At 70.4% G+C, this 24,241-nt stretch carries 25 protein-coding genes and 1 pseudogene; 12 read left to right on the forward strand and 14 right to left on the reverse strand.

Annotated elements, in window-relative coordinates:
• The 4 genes and pseudogenes from AIIKEEIJ_RS00485 to AIIKEEIJ_RS00500 all read right to left on the reverse strand — a co-directional run.
• Positions 1–194: pseudogene (locus AIIKEEIJ_RS00485) on the reverse strand (alpha/beta hydrolase); the annotation flags it as partial.
• 10 nt (positions 195–204) lie between these two features.
• The gene (locus tag AIIKEEIJ_RS00490; protein WP_230304533.1) at positions 205–546 is read right to left on the reverse strand and encodes a hypothetical protein; all 342 of its coding nucleotides are present in this window, start codon (positions 544–546) and stop codon (positions 205–207) included.
• A gap of 112 nt (positions 547–658) precedes the next feature.
• Positions 659–1,405, reverse strand: coding sequence for a pentapeptide repeat-containing protein (locus AIIKEEIJ_RS00495; protein WP_006931611.1), 747 nt, complete (start codon positions 1,403–1,405; stop codon positions 659–661).
• Between the two features lie 124 nt (positions 1,406–1,529).
• Positions 1,530–2,165: a TIGR03086 family metal-binding protein gene (locus AIIKEEIJ_RS00500; protein WP_029545998.1), complete on the reverse strand. Its 636-nt coding sequence runs from the start codon at positions 2,163–2,165 to the stop codon at positions 1,530–1,532.
• Between the two features lie 440 nt (positions 2,166–2,605).
• Here AIIKEEIJ_RS00500 and AIIKEEIJ_RS00505 point away from each other — a divergent pair, with 440 nt between their 5' ends.
• Together AIIKEEIJ_RS00505 and AIIKEEIJ_RS00510 are read left to right on the forward strand one after the other, a co-directional pair.
• Positions 2,606–2,920: a helix-turn-helix domain-containing protein gene (locus AIIKEEIJ_RS00505; RefSeq protein ID WP_029545995.1), complete on the forward strand. Its 315-nt coding sequence runs from the start codon at positions 2,606–2,608 to the stop codon at positions 2,918–2,920.
• A 369-nt stretch (positions 2,921–3,289) separates the two neighbouring features.
• The gene (locus AIIKEEIJ_RS00510) at positions 3,290–4,228 is read left to right on the forward strand and encodes a ScbA/BarX family gamma-butyrolactone biosynthesis protein (RefSeq protein WP_006931605.1); all 939 of its coding nucleotides are present in this window, start codon (positions 3,290–3,292) and stop codon (positions 4,226–4,228) included.
• A 14-nt stretch (positions 4,229–4,242) separates the two neighbouring features.
• On the opposite strand, the gene AIIKEEIJ_RS00515 is transcribed toward AIIKEEIJ_RS00510, so the two are convergent.
• Positions 4,243–4,884: a ScbR family autoregulator-binding transcription factor gene (locus tag AIIKEEIJ_RS00515; RefSeq protein ID WP_202916378.1), complete on the reverse strand. Its 642-nt coding sequence runs from the start codon at positions 4,882–4,884 to the stop codon at positions 4,243–4,245.
• 95 nt (positions 4,885–4,979) lie between these two features.
• Between AIIKEEIJ_RS00515 and AIIKEEIJ_RS00520 the strand changes: the two genes are divergently transcribed.
• The 3 genes from AIIKEEIJ_RS00520 (at position 4,980) to AIIKEEIJ_RS00530 (ending at position 7,758) form a co-directional block, all read left to right on the forward strand.
• Positions 4,980–5,897 (forward strand): NAD-dependent epimerase/dehydratase family protein, encoded by a 918-nt coding sequence (locus AIIKEEIJ_RS00520; protein ID WP_161994665.1) that lies wholly within the window; start codon positions 4,980–4,982, stop codon positions 5,895–5,897.
• 88 nt (positions 5,898–5,985) lie between these two features.
• A complete protein-coding gene (locus AIIKEEIJ_RS00525; RefSeq protein WP_161994666.1) occupies positions 5,986–6,807 on the forward strand; it encodes an SDR family oxidoreductase in 822 nt (273 codons plus the stop codon).
• A gap of 30 nt (positions 6,808–6,837) precedes the next feature.
• A complete protein-coding gene (locus AIIKEEIJ_RS00530; RefSeq protein WP_161994667.1) occupies positions 6,838–7,758 on the forward strand; it encodes a TIGR03619 family F420-dependent LLM class oxidoreductase in 921 nt (306 codons plus the stop codon).
• Here the strand turns inward: AIIKEEIJ_RS00530 and AIIKEEIJ_RS00535 are convergent.
• Complete coding sequence (locus tag AIIKEEIJ_RS00535; protein WP_161994668.1) at positions 7,755–8,594, reverse strand: methyltransferase; 840 nt, start codon at positions 8,592–8,594, stop codon at positions 7,755–7,757. The genes AIIKEEIJ_RS00530 and AIIKEEIJ_RS00535 overlap by 4 nt on opposite strands.
• Positions 8,595–8,643: 49 nt before the next feature.
• Between AIIKEEIJ_RS00535 and AIIKEEIJ_RS00540 the strand changes: the two genes are divergently transcribed.
• Positions 8,644–9,234 (forward strand): helix-turn-helix domain-containing protein, encoded by a 591-nt coding sequence (locus AIIKEEIJ_RS00540; RefSeq protein WP_044475628.1) that lies wholly within the window; start codon positions 8,644–8,646, stop codon positions 9,232–9,234.
• 9 nt (positions 9,235–9,243) lie between these two features.
• Here the strand turns inward: AIIKEEIJ_RS00540 and AIIKEEIJ_RS00545 are convergent, their stop codons facing one another.
• The 6 genes from AIIKEEIJ_RS00545 to AIIKEEIJ_RS00570 all read right to left on the reverse strand — a co-directional run bounded on the left by AIIKEEIJ_RS00545 (position 9,244) and on the right by AIIKEEIJ_RS00570 (position 14,192).
• Positions 9,244–9,768: a nuclear transport factor 2 family protein gene (locus AIIKEEIJ_RS00545; protein ID WP_161994669.1), complete on the reverse strand. Its 525-nt coding sequence runs from the start codon at positions 9,766–9,768 to the stop codon at positions 9,244–9,246.
• 12 nt (positions 9,769–9,780) lie between these two features.
• Positions 9,781–10,245, reverse strand: coding sequence for a nuclear transport factor 2 family protein (locus AIIKEEIJ_RS00550; protein WP_161994670.1), 465 nt, complete (start codon positions 10,243–10,245; stop codon positions 9,781–9,783).
• Positions 10,242–11,105 carry an aldehyde dehydrogenase gene (locus AIIKEEIJ_RS00555; RefSeq protein WP_006931589.1) on the reverse strand — a complete coding sequence of 288 codons (864 nt, stop codon included), beginning with the start codon at positions 11,103–11,105 and terminating at the stop codon, positions 10,242–10,244. The genes AIIKEEIJ_RS00550 and AIIKEEIJ_RS00555 overlap by 4 nt, the downstream gene beginning before the upstream one ends.
• Positions 11,106–11,149: 44 nt before the next feature.
• A complete protein-coding gene (locus AIIKEEIJ_RS00560) occupies positions 11,150–12,289 on the reverse strand; it encodes an oxidoreductase (RefSeq protein ID WP_161994671.1) in 1,140 nt (379 codons plus the stop codon).
• Between the two features lie 195 nt (positions 12,290–12,484).
• Positions 12,485–13,237: an SDR family NAD(P)-dependent oxidoreductase gene (locus AIIKEEIJ_RS00565; protein WP_043798646.1), complete on the reverse strand. Its 753-nt coding sequence runs from the start codon at positions 13,235–13,237 to the stop codon at positions 12,485–12,487.
• Positions 13,238–13,253: 16 nt separating this feature from the next.
• Entirely contained in the window at positions 13,254–14,192 is a 939-nt protein-coding gene (locus AIIKEEIJ_RS00570) for a 3-oxoacyl-ACP reductase (protein WP_161994672.1), read from the reverse strand.
• A gap of 285 nt (positions 14,193–14,477) precedes the next feature.
• On the opposite strand from AIIKEEIJ_RS00570, the gene AIIKEEIJ_RS00575 reads away from it, so the two are divergent.
• Positions 14,478–16,100, forward strand: a complete 1,623-nt coding sequence (locus AIIKEEIJ_RS00575; protein WP_050035891.1) for an acyl-CoA synthetase — start codon at positions 14,478–14,480, stop codon at positions 16,098–16,100.
• Between the two features lie 66 nt (positions 16,101–16,166).
• Here the strand turns inward: AIIKEEIJ_RS00575 and AIIKEEIJ_RS00580 are convergent, their stop codons facing one another.
• Complete coding sequence (locus AIIKEEIJ_RS00580; protein WP_006944203.1) at positions 16,167–16,661, reverse strand: nuclear transport factor 2 family protein; 495 nt, start codon at positions 16,659–16,661, stop codon at positions 16,167–16,169.
• On the reverse strand, positions 16,658–17,557 hold the full coding sequence (locus AIIKEEIJ_RS00585; protein ID WP_161994673.1) for a TIGR03619 family F420-dependent LLM class oxidoreductase: 900 nt from the start codon (positions 17,555–17,557) through the stop codon (positions 16,658–16,660). Before AIIKEEIJ_RS00585 ends, AIIKEEIJ_RS00580 begins: the two co-directional genes overlap by 4 nt.
• 247 nt (positions 17,558–17,804) lie before the next feature.
• Here AIIKEEIJ_RS00585 and AIIKEEIJ_RS00590 point away from each other — a divergent pair, with 247 nt between their 5' ends.
• The 5 genes from AIIKEEIJ_RS00590 to AIIKEEIJ_RS00610 all read left to right on the forward strand — a co-directional run.
• Positions 17,805–18,698, forward strand: a complete 894-nt coding sequence (locus AIIKEEIJ_RS00590; protein WP_043798636.1) for an IclR family transcriptional regulator — start codon at positions 17,805–17,807, stop codon at positions 18,696–18,698.
• 1,022 nt (positions 18,699–19,720) lie between these two features.
• Complete coding sequence (locus AIIKEEIJ_RS00595; RefSeq protein WP_006944220.1) at positions 19,721–20,686, forward strand: thiamine pyrophosphate-dependent dehydrogenase E1 component subunit alpha; 966 nt, start codon at positions 19,721–19,723, stop codon at positions 20,684–20,686.
• Between the two features lie 14 nt (positions 20,687–20,700).
• A complete protein-coding gene (locus AIIKEEIJ_RS00600) occupies positions 20,701–21,732 on the forward strand; it encodes an alpha-ketoacid dehydrogenase subunit beta (RefSeq protein ID WP_017679840.1) in 1,032 nt (343 codons plus the stop codon).
• 1 nt (position 21,733) lies between these two features.
• Positions 21,734–23,284, forward strand: a complete 1,551-nt coding sequence (locus AIIKEEIJ_RS00605; protein ID WP_050035888.1) for a 2-oxo acid dehydrogenase subunit E2 — start codon at positions 21,734–21,736, stop codon at positions 23,282–23,284.
• A 10-nt stretch (positions 23,285–23,294) separates the two neighbouring features.
• The coding region (locus AIIKEEIJ_RS00610; RefSeq protein WP_161994674.1) for an FAD-dependent oxidoreductase at positions 23,295–24,241 on the forward strand (947 nt) is incomplete at its 3' end.

Genomic DNA, 24,241 nt, shown 5'->3' on the forward strand with positions numbered 1-24,241 from the left:
TTCAGTTCCCCGGCGACGTACCGGTTGCGCGGGCTGAACCGGCTGCTGCCGCTGCCGTGCACGAAGATCACCAGGCCGTCCGATCCGGCGGGGACGGTCAGGGTGCCGGCCAGGCTCACGTCGCGAAGCTCGAGCTCGACGTCCCGGCCGCCGGAATCGACGCCGCGGTCGCGCCGGCTGTCGGCGGTGCTCATCGGGTCCGGCTCAGGCCAGGGTGACGGTGCGGGTGTGCGAGCGGACCGCGGCCTGCAGGTCCTGGCGCGAGAGGGTGTGCGGACCGCACGCGCAGCGCGCGGGCACGTCGTCGTCCTCGAACTGGGTCGCCTCGAGGGTGTCGACGAACTCGGACCCGAGGGATCCGCCGTGGTGCGCGGTCTCGGACCGGTCGCGATTGCCGTGCGCCGTCGGACCACCGCCGGCGACGAGCACCGGCCCCTCCGGGGTGCGGTAGACGGTGGCGACGTTGTGGCTGGCGGGGCACTTCACGCGTACGAGGGCGTGGTCGCTGCGCTGGCTGCCCAACGAATCCACGGCAGCACGAGCCATCCGGCGGCGGTCTGTGGGAAGGAGGTCGGGGATGTTCATGGGACCTATTGCACACCCGATCGCGGCCGGATCGAGGGCTTTCGCGAGCAACGGGCCCGATTCGCCCGTTGCGCTACCAGTGCTCGGGTGTGGCCACTGTGGCGGGCAGCCGGGTACGTGCGTCGCCCCGGGCGGAATCGACCTGTGACTGGACGAGGAACAGGCATCCGGTGAGGTCGGCGCCGCGCAGGTCGGCGTCCCTCAGGTCGGCGCCGATGAGGTCGGCCCGGCGCAGGTCCGCCTCGCGCAGGTCCGCGGCGACGAGGAGGGCGCCGCGCAGGTTCGCACCGTGCAGGTCGGCGCGCCGGAGCTTCGCGCCGAGCAGGTCCGCGCCGCGGCGGTTCTTCCTCCGGCCGGGCACGGCGGCCCGGGCGAGTTCGCTCGCGCGCAACAGCAGGGCATTGATCTCCTGCCGGTGCGCCGCGACGTCGAGTCCGGCGAGGGCGTCGGCGTCGCCGCGGGTCAGCCGGTCGGTCGCGGCACGCGCACCGCGCAGGTCCGCGCGGAGCGGCCCGGAGGTGGGCAGGGACACCGCCTCGTCGAGATACCAGAGCAGCTCGTGCAGTTGGCGCACGACGGGAAAGACGTCGAACATCCGCCGGGCGGTCTGCGGCGCGCGACGCCAGTCCGCGCCGCCGAACGTGACCTGCGAGACCTTCTGGCCGGCGCCGAAGCAGTCGTAGACGGTGCACCCGGTGAACCCCTTGCGCCGCAGGTCCCGGTGGATGCCGCAGCGGAAGTCGTCCCGCAGGTTCGGGCAGGGCCGGCCCGCCTCCTTGTCGATCGCGAAATCGGTCGACGCGGCGAAAGGCAGAGCCACACAACACAAACCGAAGCAACTGCCGCAGTCGGCCAGAAGGTCCGGACGGGGAGGGCGGCGGTCCGTCTCGGACAAGGCTCACGTTCCTTTCGGTGGGCGGGGCGCAGCCGGTGGCCGGCCGAGCCTAGCCCGGCCCGCCCTCCGGGGCCCGCGGTGGGCGGCCCGAGGGGCCGGGCGGTGGCCGCCACGACGGGTCACGCCCGCTGAGTCCGATCAGACGATCGAGGTCCGGGGCGTCGTCGGGAACCGCGACCGCCGGCCCGAAGAGCCCGCCGGCCGCGCGTTCCTCGTCGGTGGTCGCGGCGACGAACGACAGGCACGCGGCCAGCGCGGCGGGATCGCAGGAGAACCTCCGGCCGCTGGCGGTGGCGATGTCCCAGCCGTGGATCACGAGTTCGTCGAGCGCCACGATCCCCGCGACGTGACCGGGCAGATCGATGCCGCCGGCCTGGGTGGTTCCGGTCCATGCGCCGGGATCGCGCCACGCCTCGGCGAGGGCGAGGACCTGCCCGGGGATCCTGGTGCGCCAGTCGTCGCCGAGCCGGGACGCGTCGGCGGACGGTCCCTGCCCGGTGTGGTCGCCGACGGCTTTCCCGGCGGCGGCGGTGAATGCCAGGGACAGCCCGCCCACGTGATCCACCAGGTCCCCGATTGTGGTGCCCGCGCACGGGGTGGGACGGGCGAGTTGTTCGTGCGTGAGCGCGCCGACGAGCCGTGCCATCTCGTGGGCGGCCGGTGCCAGGTCGAGGATCTCGGTCATGAGCGTTCCTTCCGGCGGCGGTGTGCTCATGGTGCCGCACCGGTCCGACAGGTTCGGCCGGGCCGTTCCGGACGTCTCGACGCGACGGGAAAATCTACAGTCGCAACAGTAGACTTTCGGCATCGAGGCCGATAACATCGAGGACGTCAACGCGAAGGATCCGGAAGAGGGGCAGCCGACGGGTTGCCGGGGAAGTTGCAGAGGGGGCGGAGCCGCACTCGGTTCTGCGGCTCCACCCCGACGACGCGACGGGCGGACTCTGCGGAGGCCGACCACGTCGCCACCGGAGAGCAGAGCGAGAGGCTGGTGATGCGTATCCATCGGGATTGCGAACTCGTGTATGTCATTTCCTCGTGCCGGTCGAGGCCGGCACTGTCATAACCGTCACGAACCCCGGTGCCCCATGTGCCGGGGTTCCCTCTCGTAGCAACGAAGGGCACGTGGATCCCACACCCGACCGCGCTCCCGCGGTCACCAACGAACTCGACAACGACGACTACCCCGCCTTCAGCATGGGTCGCGCCGCTGCGGCGCTCGGGGTCACTCCTGCCTTTCTCCGCAGTCTGGACGACACGGGCCTCGTGGTGCCGCACCGTTCCGGGGGCGGTCACCGCCGCTACTCCCGGAACCAGCTCCGGCTCGTCGCGCGGGTGCGGGAACTGGTCGACAGCGGCACCGCGGTGGACGCGGCGTGCCGGATCGTCTACCTCGAGGATCAGCTCGCCGAAGCGCGAAGTCGCATTCCGAGCAAGTGAGGCACCCGGGTTCGGGTGGCGGCGATGTGAACGCAGACACGCCTCCGCGCCGCAGGGGCTACCCCTCGTATAGTCCCGGCGGCGCGGAGGTGCTGTGACCTCGGGCCTGCCGCGCGAACACCCCTCCGCGTGCTCGACGGCCGACCCTGTTCATTTGTTTCATTTGTTTCCCGACTGCCTGACACCTTACCATAAACCGGTCGATCGGTTTGTTGGATTCGAAGAATTCATCCGAGCGACCGACGGGGGACGAAAGCCGTTCCCGGCGTCCGATCCAGTCACTGGACACGGGCGTGCTCCGATTCGTCCGGGTCGTCTATAGTCCCTCGATAAAAGCAGTCCGGCCGGTTTGCAATGAAAGAAGCGACAATGACCGTGGATGCGGACGCAGTGCCCCGGAACAGTCCCGTCCTCGGTTTCGAGTCGACGGTGCCCAGGCGGTACGTCCACCGGCAATCGGTGTCGGAGGTGTTCCTGACGGACTGCACGTCCGCCGGCGCCGACCATCGATTCCTGCTGGGCGCGCAGTGGCCACGGCTGCACGGCTTCTACCGGACCGAAACCGGCCGATACGACACCATGCTGATCGCCGAGACCCTGCGCCAGACGGCGATCTACTTGGGGCACACGCAATATCGCGTTCCCCTCGGTCATCCGTTCGTCATGCAGACCCTGCGGGTGGACGCGGCGGTGCAGGCGCTCGCCATCGGTACCGGCGCCGCGGAGGTCGTCCTCGACGCCTGCCTGGAGGACCCGGTGTACCGCGGCGGGCTGCTGTCCCAGTTCGATCTGACGGTGGTGTTCGTCGTCGACGGACGACAGGTGGGCACGGGACAGGGAGTGGCGAACGTCCTCACCCCCGACGACTACCAGCGGCTGCGCTGGAACGGCACCGGCCCGCGCACGATCGGGGATCCCGTCTGCCCCCCGGCGATTCCCCCCGCCGTCGTCGGGCAGTCCCGGCCACTGGACGTCGTGCTCGGTCCGCAGTACGCCGAGAACCGCTGGCGCCTGCGGGTCGACGATCGTCATCCGGTCCTGTTCGACCACCCCAGCGATCACGTTCCCGGCATGCTCGTCCTCGAGGCGTTCCGGCAGAGCGCCCGCGCCGCATGCGGCCGCCCACACGCCGACGTCGACCTCATCGAGGCCGCCTACCACCGGTTCGTCGAACTGGACGAGCGGGCGAACGTGGTGGCGCGGATCGATCCGCACGATCCGTGGACCGTGCGGACCTCGGTCGAGCAGTGGGGCGAGGCGCTGGCGACCGGCACGGTGCGGCTCGCACCGGATCGGTCACGATGCTGACCGCCGCGTGGCGTTCAGTCGGCGGGCGGCGTCCAGCGGGCCCGACGGATCCGCGGGATCTCACCGTGGCGGTCTGCGGGCATTACGGCGGGCAGCAACAGGATCCACATCTCGTCGAGGCGCTGTTCGAGATCCTGCCGGTGGGTGAGGACGTTGGACACGAGCTGGACGCCGTTGTAGGCGGAGATCACGAACCGGGCCAGCATGGCCGCGTCGATCGTGTCGAGGATGTCGCCCTGGGCGATCGCCTGCTCGGTGAGCTTCTCGCAGGCGGCGATCCAGTCCAGGTACGGGCCGGTGGGACCGTCGGTGGCGCTGAGTTCGAGCGTCAGGCGGATGCCGGCCCGCACGATCGGCTCGTCGATCATCTGCCGCGCCATCTCGTGCGAGAGCATCACGACCTGCTCGAGTGCGGAAATGTCGAGGCCCGCGATGGCCTCGACCGCGGCGATCGAGATGCGATGCTGCTCCTCGATGACGACTTGGGCGAGTTCGTCCTTCGACCGGAAGTGGAAGTAGAGGGCGCCCTTGGTGATGCCCGAGCTCTCGACGATCGCGCCGAGGCTCGCGCCCTCGTAGCCCGACCGTTCGAAGTTCTCGGCCGCGCCGAGAACGATCTGCTGCCTGGTCGCCACCGCCCGCGCTTGCTGAGCCATCCGTCCTCACTCCGTTCCCACCCTGTGTTCCGACGAGGTGCATCGTGACGAACCCCATCGGGTTTCCCCCACCCGGCCGAATGGTACCCACAGTAATGGACCGCCGCCGCGACGAAGGTTCGTCGCAACCCCTGCGAATCGCGCTGATCGGCGCCACCGGCTTCGTCGGGGGCGCCGTGCTCGCGGCGCTCCCGGCGTCCGGCGTGCCCTGCACGGCCGTCGCGCGACGGCCGGACGAGCTGCCACCCGCCGCGACGCGGACGGCCGCGGCGGACCTGACCGAACCGTCGTCCCTGGACGCCGTGGTCGCCGCCGCCGACGTGATCGTGCACGCCGCCTCCTACACCGGATCGGACCCGCAGACGTGCGACGCGGTGAACCGTGCCGGGACCGGGAACCTCCTGGCCGCGGCGGTCCGGCAGCACCGGCCGCACGTGATCTACGTCAGCACGATCGGGGTCTACGGTCCCGGCCCGCACCGCGGTGTGGACGAGGATGCCGTCGTGCCGAATCCGGTCTCGGTGCTCAGCGAGAGCCGGCTCGCGGCCGAACTGGCCGTGCGTGATTACGGCGGCACCGTGGTGCGGGCCGCCTTCGTCTACGGGCCCGGAGACCGCTGGTTCGTGCCCGGCATCGCGCAGATTCTCACTCGCCTCGGCGCCTGGGTCGAGGACGGCCGCCCCCTGCTGTCGGTGATCTCGGTCGGCGATCTCGGCCGCCTGATCGCGGCGCTCGCGGTCCGCGGCACCCGCCCCGGACCCGGCGGCGATGTCCTGCACGCCGCCCACCCGGATCCGGTGAGTGTGCGGGCCCTCGCGTCGGCCTTCGCCCGCGACGCCGGATTCGACCTGCCCCGCACCAGTCTCGGGTACGACGAGGCCGTGGCCGTCGCGCCGGAGCGGGGACTGACCGAGCGGCACATAGATCTCGCCGGCCACGACCACTACTACGACGCGGCGCGCATCTGGCGGGAGACCGGGCTGCGGGTGCCGCCCTCTGCCTTCGGTCCGTAGGGGCCCTCCCTGCGCGCGGGCTCGGTCCCGTTCCCGGCCACCGGGAACGACCGGGGCGCCTCGGGGCGCGGCAGCTACCGTCGCGACGGTGACCACCGTTCCGGCTTCGAGTACTACGTCGCATCCCTTGCTGTCCGGAAGAACGGCGATCGTCACCGGAGGGGCGAACGGCATCGGCGCGGCCGTCGTCCGGCTGTTCGCCGAGCACGGTGCCGGCGTCGTCCTCGTCGACACCGATCGTGGGGCGGCCGAGCGGCTGGCCGCCCGAATTCCCGGCGTGGTGCCGATCGTCGGCGACGCCGCGGACCCGGCCGTCGCGACGGAGGCCGCGAGCCATGCCCCGGACGTACTCGTCAACAACGTCGGTGACTTCCTCCGCCCGTCGACGCCCTTCGCGGAGGCCGACGAATCCGAATGGGAGGCCCTGGCCCGCGCCAATCTCGACCACGCCCTGCGGATGACCCGCGCCGTCCTTCCGGGCATGATCGACCGCGGCCGGGGCGGCTCCGTCGTCAACGTCACCACGGTCGAGGCGCACCGCGGCATTCCCGGGCACGTCGTGTACGGCACGTACAAGGCCGGGCTGCGGCACTTCACCCGCAGTCTCGCCGTCGAGGTCGGCCGGCACGGCATCCGGGTGAACGCGATCGCGCCCGACCTGATCGCGACGCCGCAGGTGCCGTACGAGCGGCTCGTGCCGGAGGCGGACCGGCACCGCTGGCCGGGGTGGGCGCCGCTGGGCGGCCCGGGCCGCCCCGAGGACGTCGCCGGACCGGCCCTGTTCCTCGCCTCCGACCTCTCCCGCTACGTCACGGGGTCCACCGTTCACGTCGACGGTGGCAGCTACGCGGCCGGCGGCTGGTTCCCGCGCGCCGACGGGTCGTGGACCAATCGTCCCCTAGCGCCCTGACCGGATCCTCTACACCCGAAGGGTTTTCGCGTGAACTTCCTCCCACCGACGCTGAGCGTCAATCTCCCCAATTTCGGCGACGTGCTGGCCCGCGACAACTTCGCCCACCTCGTGGACGTCGCGGTCCGGGCCGAGGAATGCGGCGTGGACCGCGTGAACGTCACCGACCATGTCGTGATGGGAGCCGACACCTCCGGTTACGCGTGGGGACCGTTCGCCACCGAACCCGATGCGATGTGGCTCGAACCCATGACCGTGCTCGCGGTGATCGCCGGCCGGACCCGCACGATTCGCCTCGGCACCGGCGTGATCATCGCGGCGCTGCGGGGCGCCGCCGTGCTCGCCAAGACCGCGGCCACCCTGGACCACATGTCGGGTGGGCGGCTCGACCTCGGGGTCGGAACAGGCTGGCAGGATAAGGAATACGAGGCCGCGGGACTGAGCTTCGCCGATCGTGGCCCGCTGCTCGACGACACGCTCGCCGCCTGCCGGGCGCTGTGGGAGCACGCCCCGGCCTCGGTGCAGCGCCCGAGCGTGGCGTTCACCGACGTGTACTGTGCGCCGCGTCCCGGCGGCCGTCGCATCCCGGTCTGGGTCTCGGGGTCGTTGTCGAAGCCGGTGATCCGCCGGCTCGCCCGGTGGGGCGACGGGTGGATTCCCATCATGGGTGCCGGCCCGGACGAGCTGCGCCGGGGCCGCGATCTGCTCCGCGGCGCGCTCGAGCGGGACGGCCGCGATCCCGACGTCCTGCAGATCCGCGGACGGCTGCAGGTGGTCCACGACTCGGCCGGCGAGATCGCCGTGCCCGCGACGGCGCAGGCGGTGAAGGAGCTTCTCGCCGTGGGTGTCACCGACGTGATGGTGCCGCTGACCCTGGTGCATCCCGATCCGGACCGGGCCGCGGACCGGCTCGCGACGCTCGTCACGGTGCTGCGGGAGGCGGCCCTCTAGCGGCGGCGGGCCGCCCACGCGGTGCGGCTGCCACGGACCGTCAGGTCGCCGCGGTGCAGCAGACCGTCGGGGCTGTCGGGCGCCAACAGGGCGTCGAGGGTCTCGAGATCGTCGGTGGCCAGCCGGCCGTCGAGCGCGGCGCGGATGCGGGACAGGTAGGCGTGTGCGTAGCGGGTCGCGCTCGGTGGTGCCGGCGCCGCCGCCACGGTGAAGCTGCGCTGGGCGGTGACCTCGAAACCGGCCCGCTCCAGGTGGGTCCGCCAGTCCGGGTGCGCGTTCCAGCCCGCGCGCGCCAGGGCCTCATGGCAGCGCCGCTCCAGGCCCGGCCTGCCCCGCCCGACGTCGTCGGGCAGGAACCGGGGCAACTCGTCCATCTCGACGACCACCAGCAGGCCACCGGGATTCAGTGCGGCGTGGAGGTCGCGCAGCACCCTGTCCGGGTCGGCGACCTCGTGCAGCGACGAGGCCGCCCACGCGACATCGACCGTACCGATCGAGGGCCAGGCGGCATCCAGGTCGGCGAGCACGACCCGGAGCCGCTCGGCCGTGCCGTGCTCGGCCGCGGCGGCGCGGACGCGTGCGAGCATCGACGCCGACCTGTCGACCGCGACGATCTCGGCGGCGGGGAAGCGGCGCCCGAGCGCCAGGCTGCCCGTGCCCGTTCCGGCGCCGACGTCGACGATCGTGCGCGGCCCCTGCGGGGCGTGCTGCTCGGCCCACGCGGTCACCTCGTCCAGGTACGAGCCCAGTACCTCCGCGTCCAGGTCCAGTAGTTCTGCCAGCCCGGAGTCGTGGTGTGCGTGCCGGCTGCCGGGGGGCTGATGATCGTGCGTCATGGCTGCCACGGTAGCGACTTCGATGCGTGAAGGGCATACCATCTTGCGTATGACGCAAGATCTCGATCTGGACGCCGTGATCCGCCGACGCATCCGCGGCCTGCGACTGGCCCGTGGCTGGTCGCTCGATTCGCTGGCGGCCCGCTGCCGGCTCAGTCCGTCGACGCTGAGCCGCATCGAGACCGGCAACCGCCGGATCGCTCTGGATCAACTGGTGCCGATTGCCCGGGCCCTGGGCACCACGCTCGATCAGCTCGTCGAATCCGCCGAGGACGAGGACGTGGTGATCCGGCCGCAGCCCGAGCACATGCCCGGGGTGACCACGTGGCTGCTGTCCCGGGAACGTGCCCTGCACGGCGTGACGGTGGCGAAGATGCGTATCACCCCCGACCGGTCCACCGGAACCGGTGCGGCGAAGGTGCATCCGGGCCGGGAGTGGTTCACCGTGCTCTCCGGCACGGCCCGATTGCAGCTGGGCGAGCGGACCGTGCTCGTGCGGACCGGCGAGGCCGCCGCGTTCTCGACGATGGTCCCGCACGTGATCGGTGCCCACGACGGTCCGGTGGAGATTCTCACGATCTTCGACCACGACGGCGAGCGTGCCCACCTCCACGGTGAGCACGGCACGTCGCGGCCGTGACGCCGGCGGCTACAGCGGTTTCAGAAAGTCGAAGAACCCGGGCGTGTGCACCTGCCGCAGCCGGGTGAGCGCGCGGTAGCTGATCAGCCACACGCCGTCGACCCTCCGGTACTCCTCGTGGTAGTGGCCCCAGCCGTGCAGGTGCTCCTCGACCGCTCCGTTCGCCCACCACAGTTGGTCCTCCATCGCCCAGATCCCGGTGGCCGTGGTGTCGGAGGTGAGCGTGATCTCGGGTGTGTGACCGTGGTGCGCGCTGGTGACCGGCGTGCCTCCGTCGAGCAGGTTCTCGATCGCGCGCCGCAGCGGTTCCCGGCCCACCACCCGGTTGGCGCGATCACCGGTCCGCGGCTGGGTGTCCTCGGGCAGGCCGCCCCACGTCTCGCTCACGACGTCCTCGGTGTGCAGCGTGGGATACAGGTCCCATTGCTTGGTGTCCATCACGCGAAGCCGCGCGGCGAAGAGCCGCTTGATCTCCTCGACGGCCAGCAGTTGTTCCGCGGCGGTCAGCGTCAGGGCCGGTTCCGTATGCGTCACAAGGGCTTCCCTTCACTCGGTAGCGGATCGGAGCAGCCGCACCTCGCGGTCGGCGGTGAGGTCGACGACCAGTTCCCGGCGCGCGATGCGCCACCCGTCCGGCACGCGGCGGTACTCGTCCCGGTAGCGGACGGACACCGTGTAGTCCCGGTATCCGTCGCCGCTCGGGTACACGTGGTGCGCCTCGCAATACAGCTCGCCCCGGGCCCGGTCGCCGTCGAAGTCGATCACATGCTGACCGAGGACGTGCCGGGTGGAGTGCAGGTGCGCGACCGCGGCGAGCACCCCCTCGGCGATCGGCCCTGCTCCGGTGAGCACCGGGTCGTGCCCGCGACGGACCAGTCCCGGCGGCTGCACGAACTCGGCGTCGTCGGCGAACAGCGAGCGCAGCACGGCCGGATCGCGCCGGTCGACGGCGCGGGCATACCGTGCGACGACGTCCGCGAGGGCGAGGCGGTCCTCGACGGGGCTGCTCATGCCGGCATTCTCCATCGCCCGCCGGCCGGCGCGCGTCCCTCGTCCCGCTGACCGGACGGCGCCGCGCCGGGGCGGGTGAAGCGCAGGACGGGGCAGGTGCCCGGATGGTCGGTGACGGTCACGACCAGGCCGGCGTTCTCGGTGACGGCGGGGAGCAGCGCGGCATACGTCGCGGCGAGCGCGTCGGCGAACGTGCGGCGGTGCGGTGTCACCGATCGCGCGGCGCCGGGACGCAGCACGGTCGCCGTCCCGGCGCCGGCGGGTGCGCGCTCGCCGGTGATCACCACGTGGTCGAACCGGTCGGCGGTGATCGCATCGTCGTGTTCGCCGACGCCGATCATCACTGCGATGTCCGTGGGGTCGAGCATGGCCTCGGCGGCCTCGGAGAGGACACGCACGGTGCGCGGCAGGCCCTGCGCCGGCATCAGGACGGCACGGTGCCCGGTGCCGACCGCGCTGACCCACGGCCCCAGCAGCGAGAACAGGGGAGCGGTGCGGGTTCCGAGGATGGCCACCGTCCCGGCGTCGTGGTGGGGGCCGCAGTGCCACAGCGCTCCGGACGGTCCGGGGATCCGGTAGGTGGGACGGGCGGCGGTGCCCCAGCCTTCCAGGGACTCCCGGACGCGGTGCAGCGCCGTCAGGGAGGTGACGATGTCGTCCATGACCACGTGCGACGGCAGCACACCGTCGAAGTCCGCGTGGACCGCCTCGGTCAGCGGCTTGTGGTGCCGCACGAGCACGTCGATCATCGCGCGGACGGTCCGGACGCGGTGCGCGGGATCGGTGGCCGGCGCGGTCGCGGGCGCACGGCGCTGCCGATCGAGTACAGCGGAAAGCTGCTCGGGGAACGAGGATTCCATGGGGCCTCCTGTCGTCACCGCCGCGTACCCGCCCGTGCCGGGCGCTAGGTCAGCGACGCTTCGTGGATCTCGCGGTCGAATGCGGGCAGCGGTCCCCCGGCGCGCAGGGTGGTCGCCAGCGCCGGATCGGCCAGGTGCAGCCGGCCGACGGCGATCAGGTCGAACTCCCCGCTGCCGAGACGCCGTTCGAGCTCGGGGATGTTGTCGTCGACCGGTGCCGAGCCGCTGATCCGGCTCTCCCGCAGCGACTTGCCGATGCCGACGCTGCCGACGGCCATCGTCGTGACCCCGGTCAGCTGCTTCGCCCAGCCGGCGAGCGAGAGGTCGCTGCCCTCGAAGGCGGGCGTGTCGAAGCGCCGGATGCTCGCATCGAGGATGTCGACCCCGGCCTCGACGAGAGCACCGAGGATCACCTTCAGCTCGTCGGGCGTCTCGGCGATGCGGGCGGTGTAGTTCTGCTGCTTGTGCTGCGAGAAACGGAACACGATGGGCAGGTCGTCGCCGATCTCGGCGCGCACGGCCTCGACCACCGCAGCGGGAAACCGGGTGCGGCGCTCGAGGTCGCCGCCCCAGGCGTCGGTGCGGGTGTTGGTGCCCTCCCACAGGAACGAGTCCAGCAGGTAGCCGTGCCCGCCGTGCAGCGCGATCCCGTCGAAGCCGACCTCCGCCGAGGCGGCCGCCGCGCGCGCATAGGCGGAGATCACGTCGGCGATGTCCTGCTCGGTCATCGCCTCCGTCGGGCGCGACGCCCGCGCGACGTAGTCGGCGGAATACGAGGTGACCCCCGGGGTGCCCCAGCTGCCCGAGGGGCGCATGGGCTTCAGTGCGGGGTCCACGGCGCTCATCGCACCCCACAGCGGCCCGACGTGCCACAACTGCGGGACGATCCGCCCGCCGGCTGCGTGCACCTCGTCCACGACCCGGCGCCAGCCCGCCAGCGCAGCCGCGCCGTGCATGCGGGGTACCCGCGGATTGTCCACGGCCGTCGGATGATCGACGGCCACCCCCTCGGTGACGATCAGGCCGGTCCCGCCCTCGGCCCGCCGGCGGTAGTAGGCGGCGACATCGTCGCCCGGCACGCCGTCGATCGAGTACGACCGCGTCATGGGTGACATGACGATGCGGTTCGCCAGTTCGAGCGAACGCACGCGGAGCGGGCGGAACAGCGGGGAGGAGGAAGCCATGCGGTCGAAAACCTCTCTCGGCAGGACGGTATGGAATCTCCCGCCTCTCGGCGGGACGGTCTGGAAGTGGCCCGCCGGCCGGGTACGACACCGGCCGGCGGGCCCGTGCGGCTCACATTCCCATGCGGTCCGGCCGGCGGCGACCCGGTGTCCCACTCAGTGCGATCGAGGAACGGGCCGGCGTCCCCGGCCGCGTCAGCGCAACTTGATGCTGCCGCCGTCGGCCATCAGCGTCTGGCCCGTCATGTACCTCGAATCGTCGGACGCGAGGAACACGACCACCGGGGCGATGTCCGTCTCGGGATCGCCGATCCGCTGCAACGGCACCTTCGCCGCCGCGGCGGCCGCCCGGTCGGGGAACGCCTGCTGCCAGGCGAGCACACCTTCCGTGGCGGCGAACGGGCACACGACGTTGACGCGGATGCCGTCGGCCGCCCACTCGTTCGCGGCCACGCGGCTCACCGCCCGGATCGCCTCCTTCGCCGCCGCGTACGACGTCTGCGTCGGCATGCCGTCGAGGGCGGATCCGGAGCCGAAGTTGACGACGGACCCGCGGGCCTGCTTCAACTGCGGGTGGCAGGCCTGCATGAGGTGCACGGTGGGGTAGAAGCCCGTGCCGAACGACAGGTCGAACATCTCCGCGGTGTGCTCGAGCAGCGGGGCCTGGCGGGACGCGTGCGCGTTGTTGACCAGGACGTCGATGCCTCCGAACGCCGCCACGGCGGCGTCCCGGATCCGCTCCGCGCTCTCGCGCCGGGAGATGTCGGCCTGCAGGAACTTCGCCTCGCCGCCGGAGTCGACGAGTTCGGTCTCGAGGGCGTGGCCGCGGTCGTCGTCGACGTCGACGAACAGCACGCGCGCGCCCTCGCGGACGAACACCCGGGTGACGGCGCGCCCGATCCCGCCCGCGCCGCCGGTCACGACGGCGGTTTTTCCGCTCAGTTTCACGACCGTGTCCTTCCGCTCAGGCGCCGACGGTCTCACCGGTGGCCAGCGCGACCTTCTCCAGTTCGGCCACACTGTAGGCCGAGTACGTCTCGTACGGTCCGCGACCGGAGAAGTAGGACGACAGCTGTCCGCCGAGTTCCTCGACGGTGAACGCGGAACCGGCGGCGTCGAAACGATGCTCGACCCTGGGTGCTTCCATGAGCGCGACCATCTTGCCGTACACGACGAAGACCTGGCCGTTGACCTCGTCGGAGGCGGGGGAGGCGAGGTACCGGACCAGGGTGGCCACTCGCTCGGGCGCGAGCGGGTCCAGGCCCGACGCACCGGTGTTGTTCTCGCCGAACGCGTCCGCCGTCATGGCCGTGCGGGCGCGGGGGCAGATGGCATTGGCTCGCACCCCGTACCGCGACAGGCCCTGGGCGGTCGAGAGGGTCAGGGCCGTGATGCCGGCCTTGGCGGCCGAGTAGTTGGGCTGCCCGGCCGAGCCGAACAGGAACGCCTCGGAGGAGGTGTTGATCACGCGGCCGTAGACCGGGCCGTTCGCGTCCTTCGAAGCCTGCCGCCAGTGCACGGCCGCGGCGCGCGACGTGGCGGCGTGGCCCTTGAGGTGCACCCGGATCACGTCGTCCCAGTCCGACTCGGACAGGTTGAAGATCATCTTGTCGCGCAGGATGCCGGCGTTGTTGACCAGGATGTCCATCGAGCCGAACTCGGTGACCGCGGTGCGGACGAGTTCCTCGCCGAGCGCCCAGTCCGAGACGTCGCCGGTGACGGCGACGGCGCGGCCTCCGACGGCGCGGATCTCGTCGACGACGTCGTGGGCGGCCGCCCCCATGTCGTTGACGACGACGGCGGCCCCGGCGTCGGCGAGGGCGAGGGCTTCGGCACGGCCGAGGCCGGCGCCTGCTCCGGTGACGACGGCGGCGCGGCCGTCGAGGGTCAGGTTCTGGGTCATGGTGGGCTCCTTGTGTCCGTGCGGGTATGCAGAACGATGACTGAAAACTAGTATTCATTCTATTGCTTGCACAAGGGTGTTCTCGGACCGCGGCCCCTGGGGTGGCAGGCGGTCCTCGAATCCTGCAGCCAGGCTGGGGGCCCGGCTCCTCGCTCGTCGCTAGCCGGCCGTTGATCCAGGAATAGGAATATGTTCTACTGAATCTGCTGTGATCCGCGGCACACACGCGACGATCGCGTGGGCGTGCGCGTCCTCGCCCACCCACGAACTCCGGAAGGACCCGCGATGTCTCTGAACCTGGCCGACCTCACCGAGGCCGTCGTCGATGCGATACCCGACCGGACGGCCCTGAGCTGCGGGGACGAGTCCCGGACGTACGCCGAGTTCGACGCCCGCGCCAACCGGGTCGCGCATTACCTCGCGGCCGTCGGAGTGACCGCAGGTGATCATGTGGGCCTGCACATGCGCAACAGCCTCGAATTCCTCGAGGTCATGTTGGGCTGTTTGAAGATTCGCGCAGTACCCGTGAACATCAACTTCCGCTACGTGGGTGCCGAGCTCGTGCACCTCTACACCGATGCGGACCTCGTGGCACTCGTGCTCGACGACGAGTTCGCCGACGTCGCGGCGCAGGCCGTGCCGCACACCTCACGGCTGCGGCACATCGTCGTCGTCGGAAGCGCGGAGACGGCGGCGCTCGAACAGGCTGCGGCAGGTGCGGGTGCGACCGTGGTGCGGTATGCGGAGGCGGCGGAGAGCGCCTCGGCGGAGAGGGATTTCGGTGAGCGTAGCGGCGACGACCGGTACATTCTCTACACCGGCGGCACGACGGGCATGCCCAAGGGGGTGATGTGGCGGCACGAGGACTTCTACTTCGCGGCGCTGGCCGGCGGCAACCCGTACGGCGAACCGCACCGCAGCCCTGCCGATCTCGCCGCGGCCGCCGCGGCAAACGAGCACCCGATGTCCTATCTCGTCACGGCACCGCTCATGCACGGGGCTGCGATGTATTCGGTGCTGATGGGGTTGTTCACGGGTGCGAAGCAGGTGCTGATGCGGTCGTTCGAGCCGGTGGAGGCGCTACGCCTGATCGAACGGCACCGGATCGCGATCGTGATGGTGGTCGGCGACGCCATCAGCCGGCCGCTGGCCGACGCGGTGGCCGCACGCGGCAAGGAGTTCGACCTGAGTTCGCTGCTGGTCATCGGTTCCGGCGGGGCGCTGTGGTCGGCGAGTGTGCGCGCGCAACTGGCGGAGCTGCTGCCGAACGTCTACCTGCGCAACTCGTTCGGCTCGTCGGAGGCAGGCGCGACCGGCACCCTCGACGTCGGTTCGGACGGCCGTGCCCGGATCTCCCCGTCGCCGACGCTACGGGTGGTCGATACGGATCTGGCCGAGGTCGAGCCCGGCTCGGAGACCATCGGCTACCTCGCGCGCATCGGCCACGTTCCCCTCGGCTACTACAACGACCCGGACAAGTCCGCGGCGACGTTCCCCGAGCGCGACGGCGTGCGCATGTGCCTGCTCGGCGACCTGGCCACCGTGGAGCCGGACGGCTCGATCGTGGTACTCGGCCGCGGCTCGGCGTGCATCAACACCGGCGGCGAGAAGGTCTACGCGGAGGAGGTCGAGGAGGCCGTCAAGAGCCATCCAGCCGTCCTCGATGCGGTGGTGGCTGGAGTGCCGGATCCGCTACTGGGAGAACGGGTCTCGGTGGCCGTCCAGTTCCGTCCCGGTGTGGAAGCGCCCTCGGTCACGGAACTGGCCGATCACTGCCGGACCCTGATCGCCGGGTACAAGATCCCGAAGACGATCGTGCCGGTTCCCGAGGTGATGCGCTCACCGGCGGGGAAGGCGGACTATAGGTGGGCCAAGGCGACGCTCGAGAACGCGACCGTCGACGCCTGACGCCGTCGGACACGGAAGCGGCCGGCCCCACATCCGGGGCTGGCCGTTCCCGGTCTTCGGGGCACGTCAGCGGCCGGCTCGGGCGAGCAGCTCGCGCGCTTCGTCGCGGCCGTCGAGGACCCGTGCGGTGCGCTTGCGGATCCGCCACCGACCGTCGTTCTTGACGAGTTCGAAGCGGTTGGCCGTTACGCGCCAGACGCGGAAGCCGTTCTCGTCGTGACGCAGCAGCTGCGAATGGCAGGTGGCCACGGCCGTGTCACCCTCGACCCGGATGTGCACAGGGTCGAGGAGGTGTCCGCATCCTTCGTGGATGTAGTCCTGGTGCGGCCGCGTGCGCACCATCTCCATGATCTCCTCGCGGCCGTTCATGGTGCGCATGTCGACGTCGTAGACGGCGTCCTCGGTCCACAATTCGCCCACCGCGGCGGCGTCACCGGCATCGACGGCCGGGCCGTAGGCGGTGACGATCTCCTGGACGGCGATCTTGTCCTCGAGGAGCTGGACGCGGGCGAGAAGGGACTGGACGAGCTGTGCGGTGTCGGTCGCTGCGGTGTCGGTCATCGGGTCTCCTGTTCGGACGGTTCGGCCGGGGCGAAGTCCAGCCCCAGGTCGGTGCCGAGTGCCCGCAGGCACTCCAGTTGTTCGCAGTAGTGTTCGACGCCGGTCGCGGCGACGGTCGCCCCCACGACGGTGGCGCCGGCCTCGCGACGGCGTTCCAGGGACCGGACGGTGCGCTCGCGCGCGCCCAGCGGGTCGAGGGGCGCCCCGGTGTCGAGGACGACGTCGAAGCCCGCCGGGAGGTCCACCCGGCCCAGCATCGCGGTCAGGTCGGGCAGGGGCAGACCGAACGGCACCCAGCCGTCGCCGTGGGAGACGGCGCGGCGCAGCGAGCGCAGCGTGCGGCCCCCGATCCACAGCGGGACGCGGGATTGGACGGCGTGCGGCTCGACGAGCAGGTTCTGGAATTCGTAATAGGACCCGTGGTACTCCGGCAGGCGTCGGGACAACGCGGCGCGCAACGCGGCCAGGGCGTCGTCGGCGCGGGCGCCCCGGTCGTCGAACGGGGCGCCGAGGAGGTCGAACTCCTCGCGCAGGCTGCCCACCCCGAGGCCGAGCGTCAGCCGGCCGCCGCTGAGGACATCGAGGGTGCCGTAGCGTTTGGCGATCTCGAGCGGGTGGTGGTAACCCAGGACGAGCACCTGGGTGGCGAGCCGGATGCGGTGCGTCCGGGCGGCGAGATAGCTCAGGGTGGCGAGCGGGTCCCAGTAGGTGCCTCCGCGGGTGTCCGCGATGTCCACCGGCACGGCGACGTGCTCACTGCAGGTCAGATGGTGGAAGCCGAGCCGATCGGCGGTCCGGGCCACCCGGACGAGGTCGTCGACGCCGGCGGCGCGTTCCCATGGTGAGTGCACGCCGGGGTGCTGGACCACGACGGGGCTGACGATTCCGATGCGCATGCGAGCCTCTCCGCTGCCGGGACTGGGAGGGTGTCGGTCCGTTGTACCGGACGGCATCGCTCCGTCGCGGCCGACGTTCCGATGAGCGGGATCCGGGTCGATCGCGGACGCGAGGCGCGTCAGGGTCGCAGGTGGGAGATTCGCGCCGCCGATCACTACTGGTGGCGAGAGTGAGCTGATACACTTTCAGAATTCATTTCAGTTTTCCCGCTCCCACCCCGGGAGCAGATGTATCGGGAGGCCGCAGATGGCAGTCGTCGAAGCAACGGAACCGACAGCTACCTCCGCCCCGCGGCGCGACGTGCCGCCGTCGATGGTCGAACGGATGACACTCATCCTCGACGCGTTCGAGGGCCGGTCCTCGCGGCTGACGCTGGAGGAGGTGGCCTGCCGCACCCGGCTGCCCCGCTCGACCGTGCACCGCATCCTCGATCAGCTCGTGAAGCTGAACTGGGTCGATCACGCATCCTTCGGCTACTGCCTCGGCCGGCGGGCGCTCGGTCTCGGCGGCGGGGACGGTGGCCACGGGGAGATCCGGGCGTCGGCGGCGCCGCTCCTGCACGAGCTGCACATGCAGACCGGCATGGTGGTCCACCTCGCCGTCCTCGACGGCGCCGAGAGCGTCTACCTCGACAAGGTCGGCGGCCGCTTCGCCGCGGCGCTGCCCTCGCGGGTCGGCGGCCGGGCACCGGCGTACACCACTGCCGGCGGCAAGGCGATGCTCGCGTGGCTCGAGCCCGAACGCGTGGACGACCTGTACGAGCGGCGCCTGGCCCGCCGCACCGAGCACACCATCGGTGACCTTGCGACCCTGCACCAGGAACTCAGCCGGATCCGGCAGCGGCGCGGTCTGTCGTTCGAGCGCAGCGAGTCCGTACGCGGCGTTGCCTGCGTCGCCGTCGCGGTGCGCGGGCACGACGGTCCGGTCGCCGCGATCTCGCTGTGTGGCGACGCCCGCACCGCGCAGCTCGAGCGGGTCGCGCCCCTCGTGGTGGATGCCGCCCGGGAGGTCTCCCGCAGCCTCTACCCGGAACTCGGCGCCCCGCGCCGGGGCCGCAGGGCACCCGAACCGCCCGAGAGCACGTGGTCCCCGGACGCGATGGACCGGTTGCTGTCGGTCCAGAGCGGGCAGTGGCTCTAGCGACCAGCGGCGCCAGCGGTCACCAGCTCTGATCGAGACCGCGGCCTGGGCACCGCCGACAGCGGTTCGTCGGCGCGTCCTGCGCCGCCCCCGGCGGACTGCACCCAGACCGTCGGCGCGCGTGATCCGGCGCCCAACATGTCGAGGATCGGCTGCGGCCGCCGGCGGAACAGCCGATACGGTATGCCGCGGTCCGCGGCACTCCCAGTCGACTTCTGTCCGTGCCGGTGCACTCGAATTCGGTTTCGGACGGGCGGGTGTCATTGCCGCGGATCGGTGACACCTGCTGGTTCGACGCCTCAGTTCCGCACCGCATCCGATCGGTCGCAACCGAGCCCTCCGAGGCGCTCGTGGTGACCAACGATGTTCCCGTGCAACAGCGGGACAACGAGGGCATGGCGAGCGGGCGGTCGACCCGACCGAGGATGCGATCGCCGAGGCCGTGTCGGCCGAGCACCACAGGCGCATGGCCGCCGTGCTCGACGACTTCACTGCCGCCGCTGCACCGGTGTTCGAGCGGATGGCCCGGCTGGGACACATCAGGATCTGCACAACGACCTGGATTCCAGCCAAGTGGCCTTCGTGACGGCGGCTGCCATCCGCGGGGTGGAGGAGGTGTGACCACCGACCACTGAATTCACCAGGCACACAGCGGTCTTCACCGGTTTACTACCGACACCGCCGGATCAGGGCGCATGAAGTGCCGACGGGAGTACCCGGAGCAACCCCCGCGCCGAGCGGATGTCGGATGCTCTCCTCGCGCGGCGCCAGTCCGTGCCTGCTTCTCGGGCGCGCGGTACCCAGCTCGCGCGCGTTCCGTGCGGCGCTCGGCCCGGCTGCCACCGCGAGTGCTCGTGCGGGGTCCGGGCTGCAATCCGCTGCAACGTTGAGTGGGCTCGCCCCCTCTCCCTACATTCGTGGCCTGGGTTACACGGCGTGAGACGAGAACCGTCCCGAAGTCTCGTCACGCTCGGGGCCTGAACCTGTGCGGCCGGCCCTCGGACAGAAAGTAGAGGAGAGCAATGGCGCTGAACAAGAGTGCATTACTGAGCGCGTATCGGAAGATGTCGGAGATCCGCGAATTCGAGGACCGGTTGCACGAGGAGAACGCGACCGGCGACATCCCGGGGTTCATCCACCTGTACTCGGGGCAGGAAGCGATCGCAGTCGGTGTGTGCGAGAACCTGAACGACACCGACTACATCGGCTCCACCCACCGCGGGCACGGCCACTGCATTGCCAAGGGGTGTGACCTCGACGGGATGATGGCCGAAATCTTCGGCAAGAACGACGGATTGTGCCACGGCAAGGGCGGATCGATGCACATCGCCGACCTGTCGGTCGGCATGCTCGGCGCGAACGCGATCGTCGGCGGTGCCCCGTCGCTGGCGATCGGCGCTGCGCTGAGCGCCAAGACCCTGGGGAACGGCGGTGTCGCGGCCTCGTTCACCGGCGACGGCGGATCCAATCAGGGCACCGTGTTCGAGGCCATGAACATGGCGGTCGTGCTCGAGTTGCCGATCGTCTTCGTCATCGAGAACAACGGATTCGGTGAGGCCACCGGCCGCGACTATGCAGTCGGCACACCGAGTATCGCTGGGCGGGCCGCGTCGTTCGGGATGCCCGCCACCACCGTCGACGGTACCGACTTCTTCGAGGTCCACGAGGCAGCGCGCGAGGCGGTCGAGCGAGCCCGCAGGGGAGGCGGTCCCTCCACCATCGAGGCGGTGGCACACCGCTGGCACGGCCACTTCGAGGGCGACGCCCAGCTGTACCGCACCGCGGACCAGGTCGCCGAACTCCGCAGGACCCAGGATCCGCTGGTGAAGTTCCGCGCGAAGGTCGACGGCAAGAAGGTCACCGCGAAGGAACTCGATGCGATCGACGCCGAGGCTCGTGAACGGGTCGACGTCGCCGTCACGAAGGCGCGAGCTGCCGAGTACCCGCCGCTGACGAACCTGCTGACCGACGTCTACGTGTCGTACTGAGAGAGAGAACGAAAATGACCACGTCGAAGACGACATATCGCGAAGCGATCAAGGCCGCACTCGCACAGGAGATGCAGCGGGACGCGACGGTCGTGCAGATCGGTGAGGACCTGCGCGGTGGTCACGCCGGCACCAATCCGGAACTCGAGTCCGGGAAGGTGGAGGCGTTCGGCGGTGTGCTGGGGGTGACGAAGGGTCTGTGGACCGAGTTCGGTTCCGACCGTGTCATCGACACCCCGATCACCGAGTCCGCGATCATCGGCATGGCAGCCGGCGCTGCTCTGACCGGGCTGCGGCCGGTGGCCGAGTTGATGTTCATGGACTTCTTCGGAGTCTGCTACGACGCGCTCTACAACCAGGCGGCGAAGTTCCGGTACATGTTCGGCGGCAAGGCCCGTACCCCGCTGGTGGTGCGGGGCATGATCGGCGCCGGATTCTCCGCCGCCGCTCAGCACTCGCAGTCACCGTACAACGTGTTCGCCGCCGTTCCCGGCCTCAAGGTCGTCGCCCCGTCGAACGCCTACGACGCCAAAGGCCTGCTGATCCAGTCGATTCGCGACGACGATCCGGTCGTGTTCTGCGAACACAAGACACTCTACGACGTCAAGGGCGAGGTTCCGGACGAGCCGTACACGATCCCGTTCGGTGTCGCCAACTACACCCGCGAAGGCACGGACGTCACGATCATCGCGCTGTCGGCGATGGTGAACGCCGCCAACACCGCCGCGGACAAGCTGGCCGCCGAGGGGATCTCAGTCGAGGTCGTCGACCCCCGCACGGTGTCGCCGCTCGACGAGGAGGGCATCCTCGAATCCGTCGCCTCCACCGGCCGGGTAGTGATCGCCGACGAGTCCGCGGCGCGCTGCGGGTTCGGTCACGACGTCGCCGCGCTGATCGCGACGCGTGCTTTCGGGTCACTGAAGGCGCCGATCGAACTGGTCACCCCGCCGCACACTCCGGTGCCGTTCTCCCCGGTCCTCGAGCAGGCGTGGCTGCCGAACGCGGCTCGGATCGAGGCCGCCGTCCGCAAGGTTGTGAGTGCCTGACATGAGTGAGATCAAATTGATCGAAGTTCCGAAGTGGGGCCTGTCCATGGAGGAAGGCACCGTGGCGGAGTGGCTGGTCGAGGAGGGAGCGTCCTTTTCGAAGGGCGACCTGATCTGCGAGATCGAGACCAGCAAGATCGCCAACCAGTTGGAGGCGCCGTTCGACGGGGTGCTCCGACGGGTCGTCGCCAAGCCGGGGGAGACGTTGCCGGTCGGTGCGGTGCTGGCGGTGTCGGCCGAGGCTGCAGTCTCCGACGCCGAAATCGAGGAATTCCTCGCCGGCATCGGGGCGGATCAGGTGCCGACCCCGGCCGAGTCCGGGCGCTCACCGGCCGGACAGCCCGCCCCCGCGCAGCCGGATCTCGAGAGCAGCCCGCCGGCGCCGGCGGCCCACGAATCGGTACCGGTGACCGGGGCGACCACCGGGTCCCGTCAGCGTCCCGGTGCGACGATCGTTCCCGATGCCCTGCGAGGACGGACGAACGGTGACGTGTTCGCGACCCCGCACGCCCACCGCTTGGCGGACGAGTTGTCGATCGACTTGGCCCGTGTGACGGGGACCGGCCGGGACGGCCGGATCTCCGTTGCCGACATCCACGACACGATCCGGGCGGCCGGTGGAACCGTCGCACAACCGCCGTCGCCGACGCGGTCAGGTATACCGGGACGTTCCTTCGAGGACGACAGCACCGTCCCGGCCACCCCCGTGGCCCGACGTCTGGCCGCATCCCTCGGGATCAACCTGCACGACTGCCGGGCCACCGGGTCACGCGGCCGGGTGTGTGAGGCCGACGTCCGCGAGGCCGAGTGCCGGTTCCGGCTGCAACCGGAAGTCGTCGCAGCGCCCGAACCCGTCGCGGAGGCGGAGTTCGAGACGATTCCGTTCACCGCGATGCGCAAGGCGATCGGGCAGCGGTTGCAGGAGTCGAAACGCAGCGCCCCGCACTTCCGGCTCACCGCGGACCTGCAGATCGACGATCTTCTGGCCTTGCGGGCAAAGATCAATGCAACCGTTCCGGCCGTCAAGCTGTCGGTCAACGATTTCGTCGTCAAGGCGTGTGCCGCGGCGCTGCGGAAGGTGCCCGATGTCAACGTTCAGTTCGACGAGGCGACACAGTCGGTGCTGCGCTATGCAAGTGCCGACATCTCGGTGGCTGTCGCACTGCCGTCGGGTCTGATCACCCCGATCGTGCGCGGTGCCGACGGCAAGACTCTCGCCGAGATTTCCGGGGAGGTGCAGTCACTGGTGACCAAGGCCAAGACCGGGAAACTGGCGGTCGACGAGTTCCAGGGCGGCACCTTCACGGTGTCCAATCTCGGCATGTTCGGTGTGCGGGAATTCGACGCGATCATCAACCCACCGCAGGGCGCCATCCTCGCGGTCGGTGCCGGACAGGAGCGTCCCGTCGTCGTCGACGGTCAGGTCGTTGCGCGCACGATGCTCACCGTCACGCTCTCGTGCGACCACCGGGTGATCGACGGCGCGCTCGGCGCGACCTTCCTGCGAGAACTCCGGCGTTTCGTCGAGTCACCCGCGCTGATGCTGGTCTGAGAGGTACACCATGACAGAGAAATACGACGTCCTCGTCGTCGGCAGCGGGCCGGGTGGCTATGTCGCCGCAATCCGTGCCGCGCAGCACGGTCTGCGCACCGCCGTCGTCGAGCGGGACCGGCTCGGCGGGATCTGCCTGAACTGGGGGTGCATCCCTACCAAAGCGTTGCTGCACGGTGCCGATGTCGCCCACACGCTGGCGAACCTTCGGCCGCTCGGGTTCAGTGCGAGTGGTGTGGAATTCGACATGGCACGCCTCGTCGAGTTCAGCCGGTCGGTGTCGGGGCGACTGTCCGACGGCATCGGCTACCTGATGAAGAAGAACGGCATCGACGTCGTCCGGGGGTCGGCGCGGCTGCTCGACAAGGGAGTCGTCGCAGTGACGGCCGCGGACGAGTCGGTGTCCGAGTATCGGGCCGACCACGTCATCCTGGCCACCGGAGCCCGGCCGCGTTCGGTTCCCGGTGTCGTGCCTGACGGCGACCGGGTCTGGACATACTTCGATGCTCTGGTCCCGTCGGAGCTGCCGAAGTCATTGCTGGTCATCGGATCCGGTGCCATCGGCGTCGAATTCGCGAGTCTGTACAACGATCTCGGGACTGACGTCACCCTCGTCGAATTGGCCCCGCAGATCATGCCGGTCGAGGATGCTGCCGTCGCAGGCCATGTACGGCGGCAGTTCGAGAAGCGAGGCATCGGGATTCACACCGGCGCCTCGGTGTCCGAACTGACGGTCGGCACGGATGCCGTCACCGTGGCCGTCCGGTCGGCCGACGGAACGATCGATGAAGCGACCGTGGACAGAGTTCTCGTTGCGGCCGGAATCCAGGGCAACGTCGAGAGTCTCGGCCTCGAGGAACTCGGTGTCGAAGTCGATCGCGGATTCGTCACCACCGACCAGTGGTGTCGCACTACCGCATTCGGCGTGTACGCGATCGGTGACGTGGCGGGCGCACC

This window comes from Rhodococcus sp. YH1 (genome assembly GCF_009939605.1).
GTDB lineage: Bacteria > Actinomycetota > Actinomycetes > Mycobacteriales > Mycobacteriaceae > Rhodococcus > Rhodococcus aetherivorans.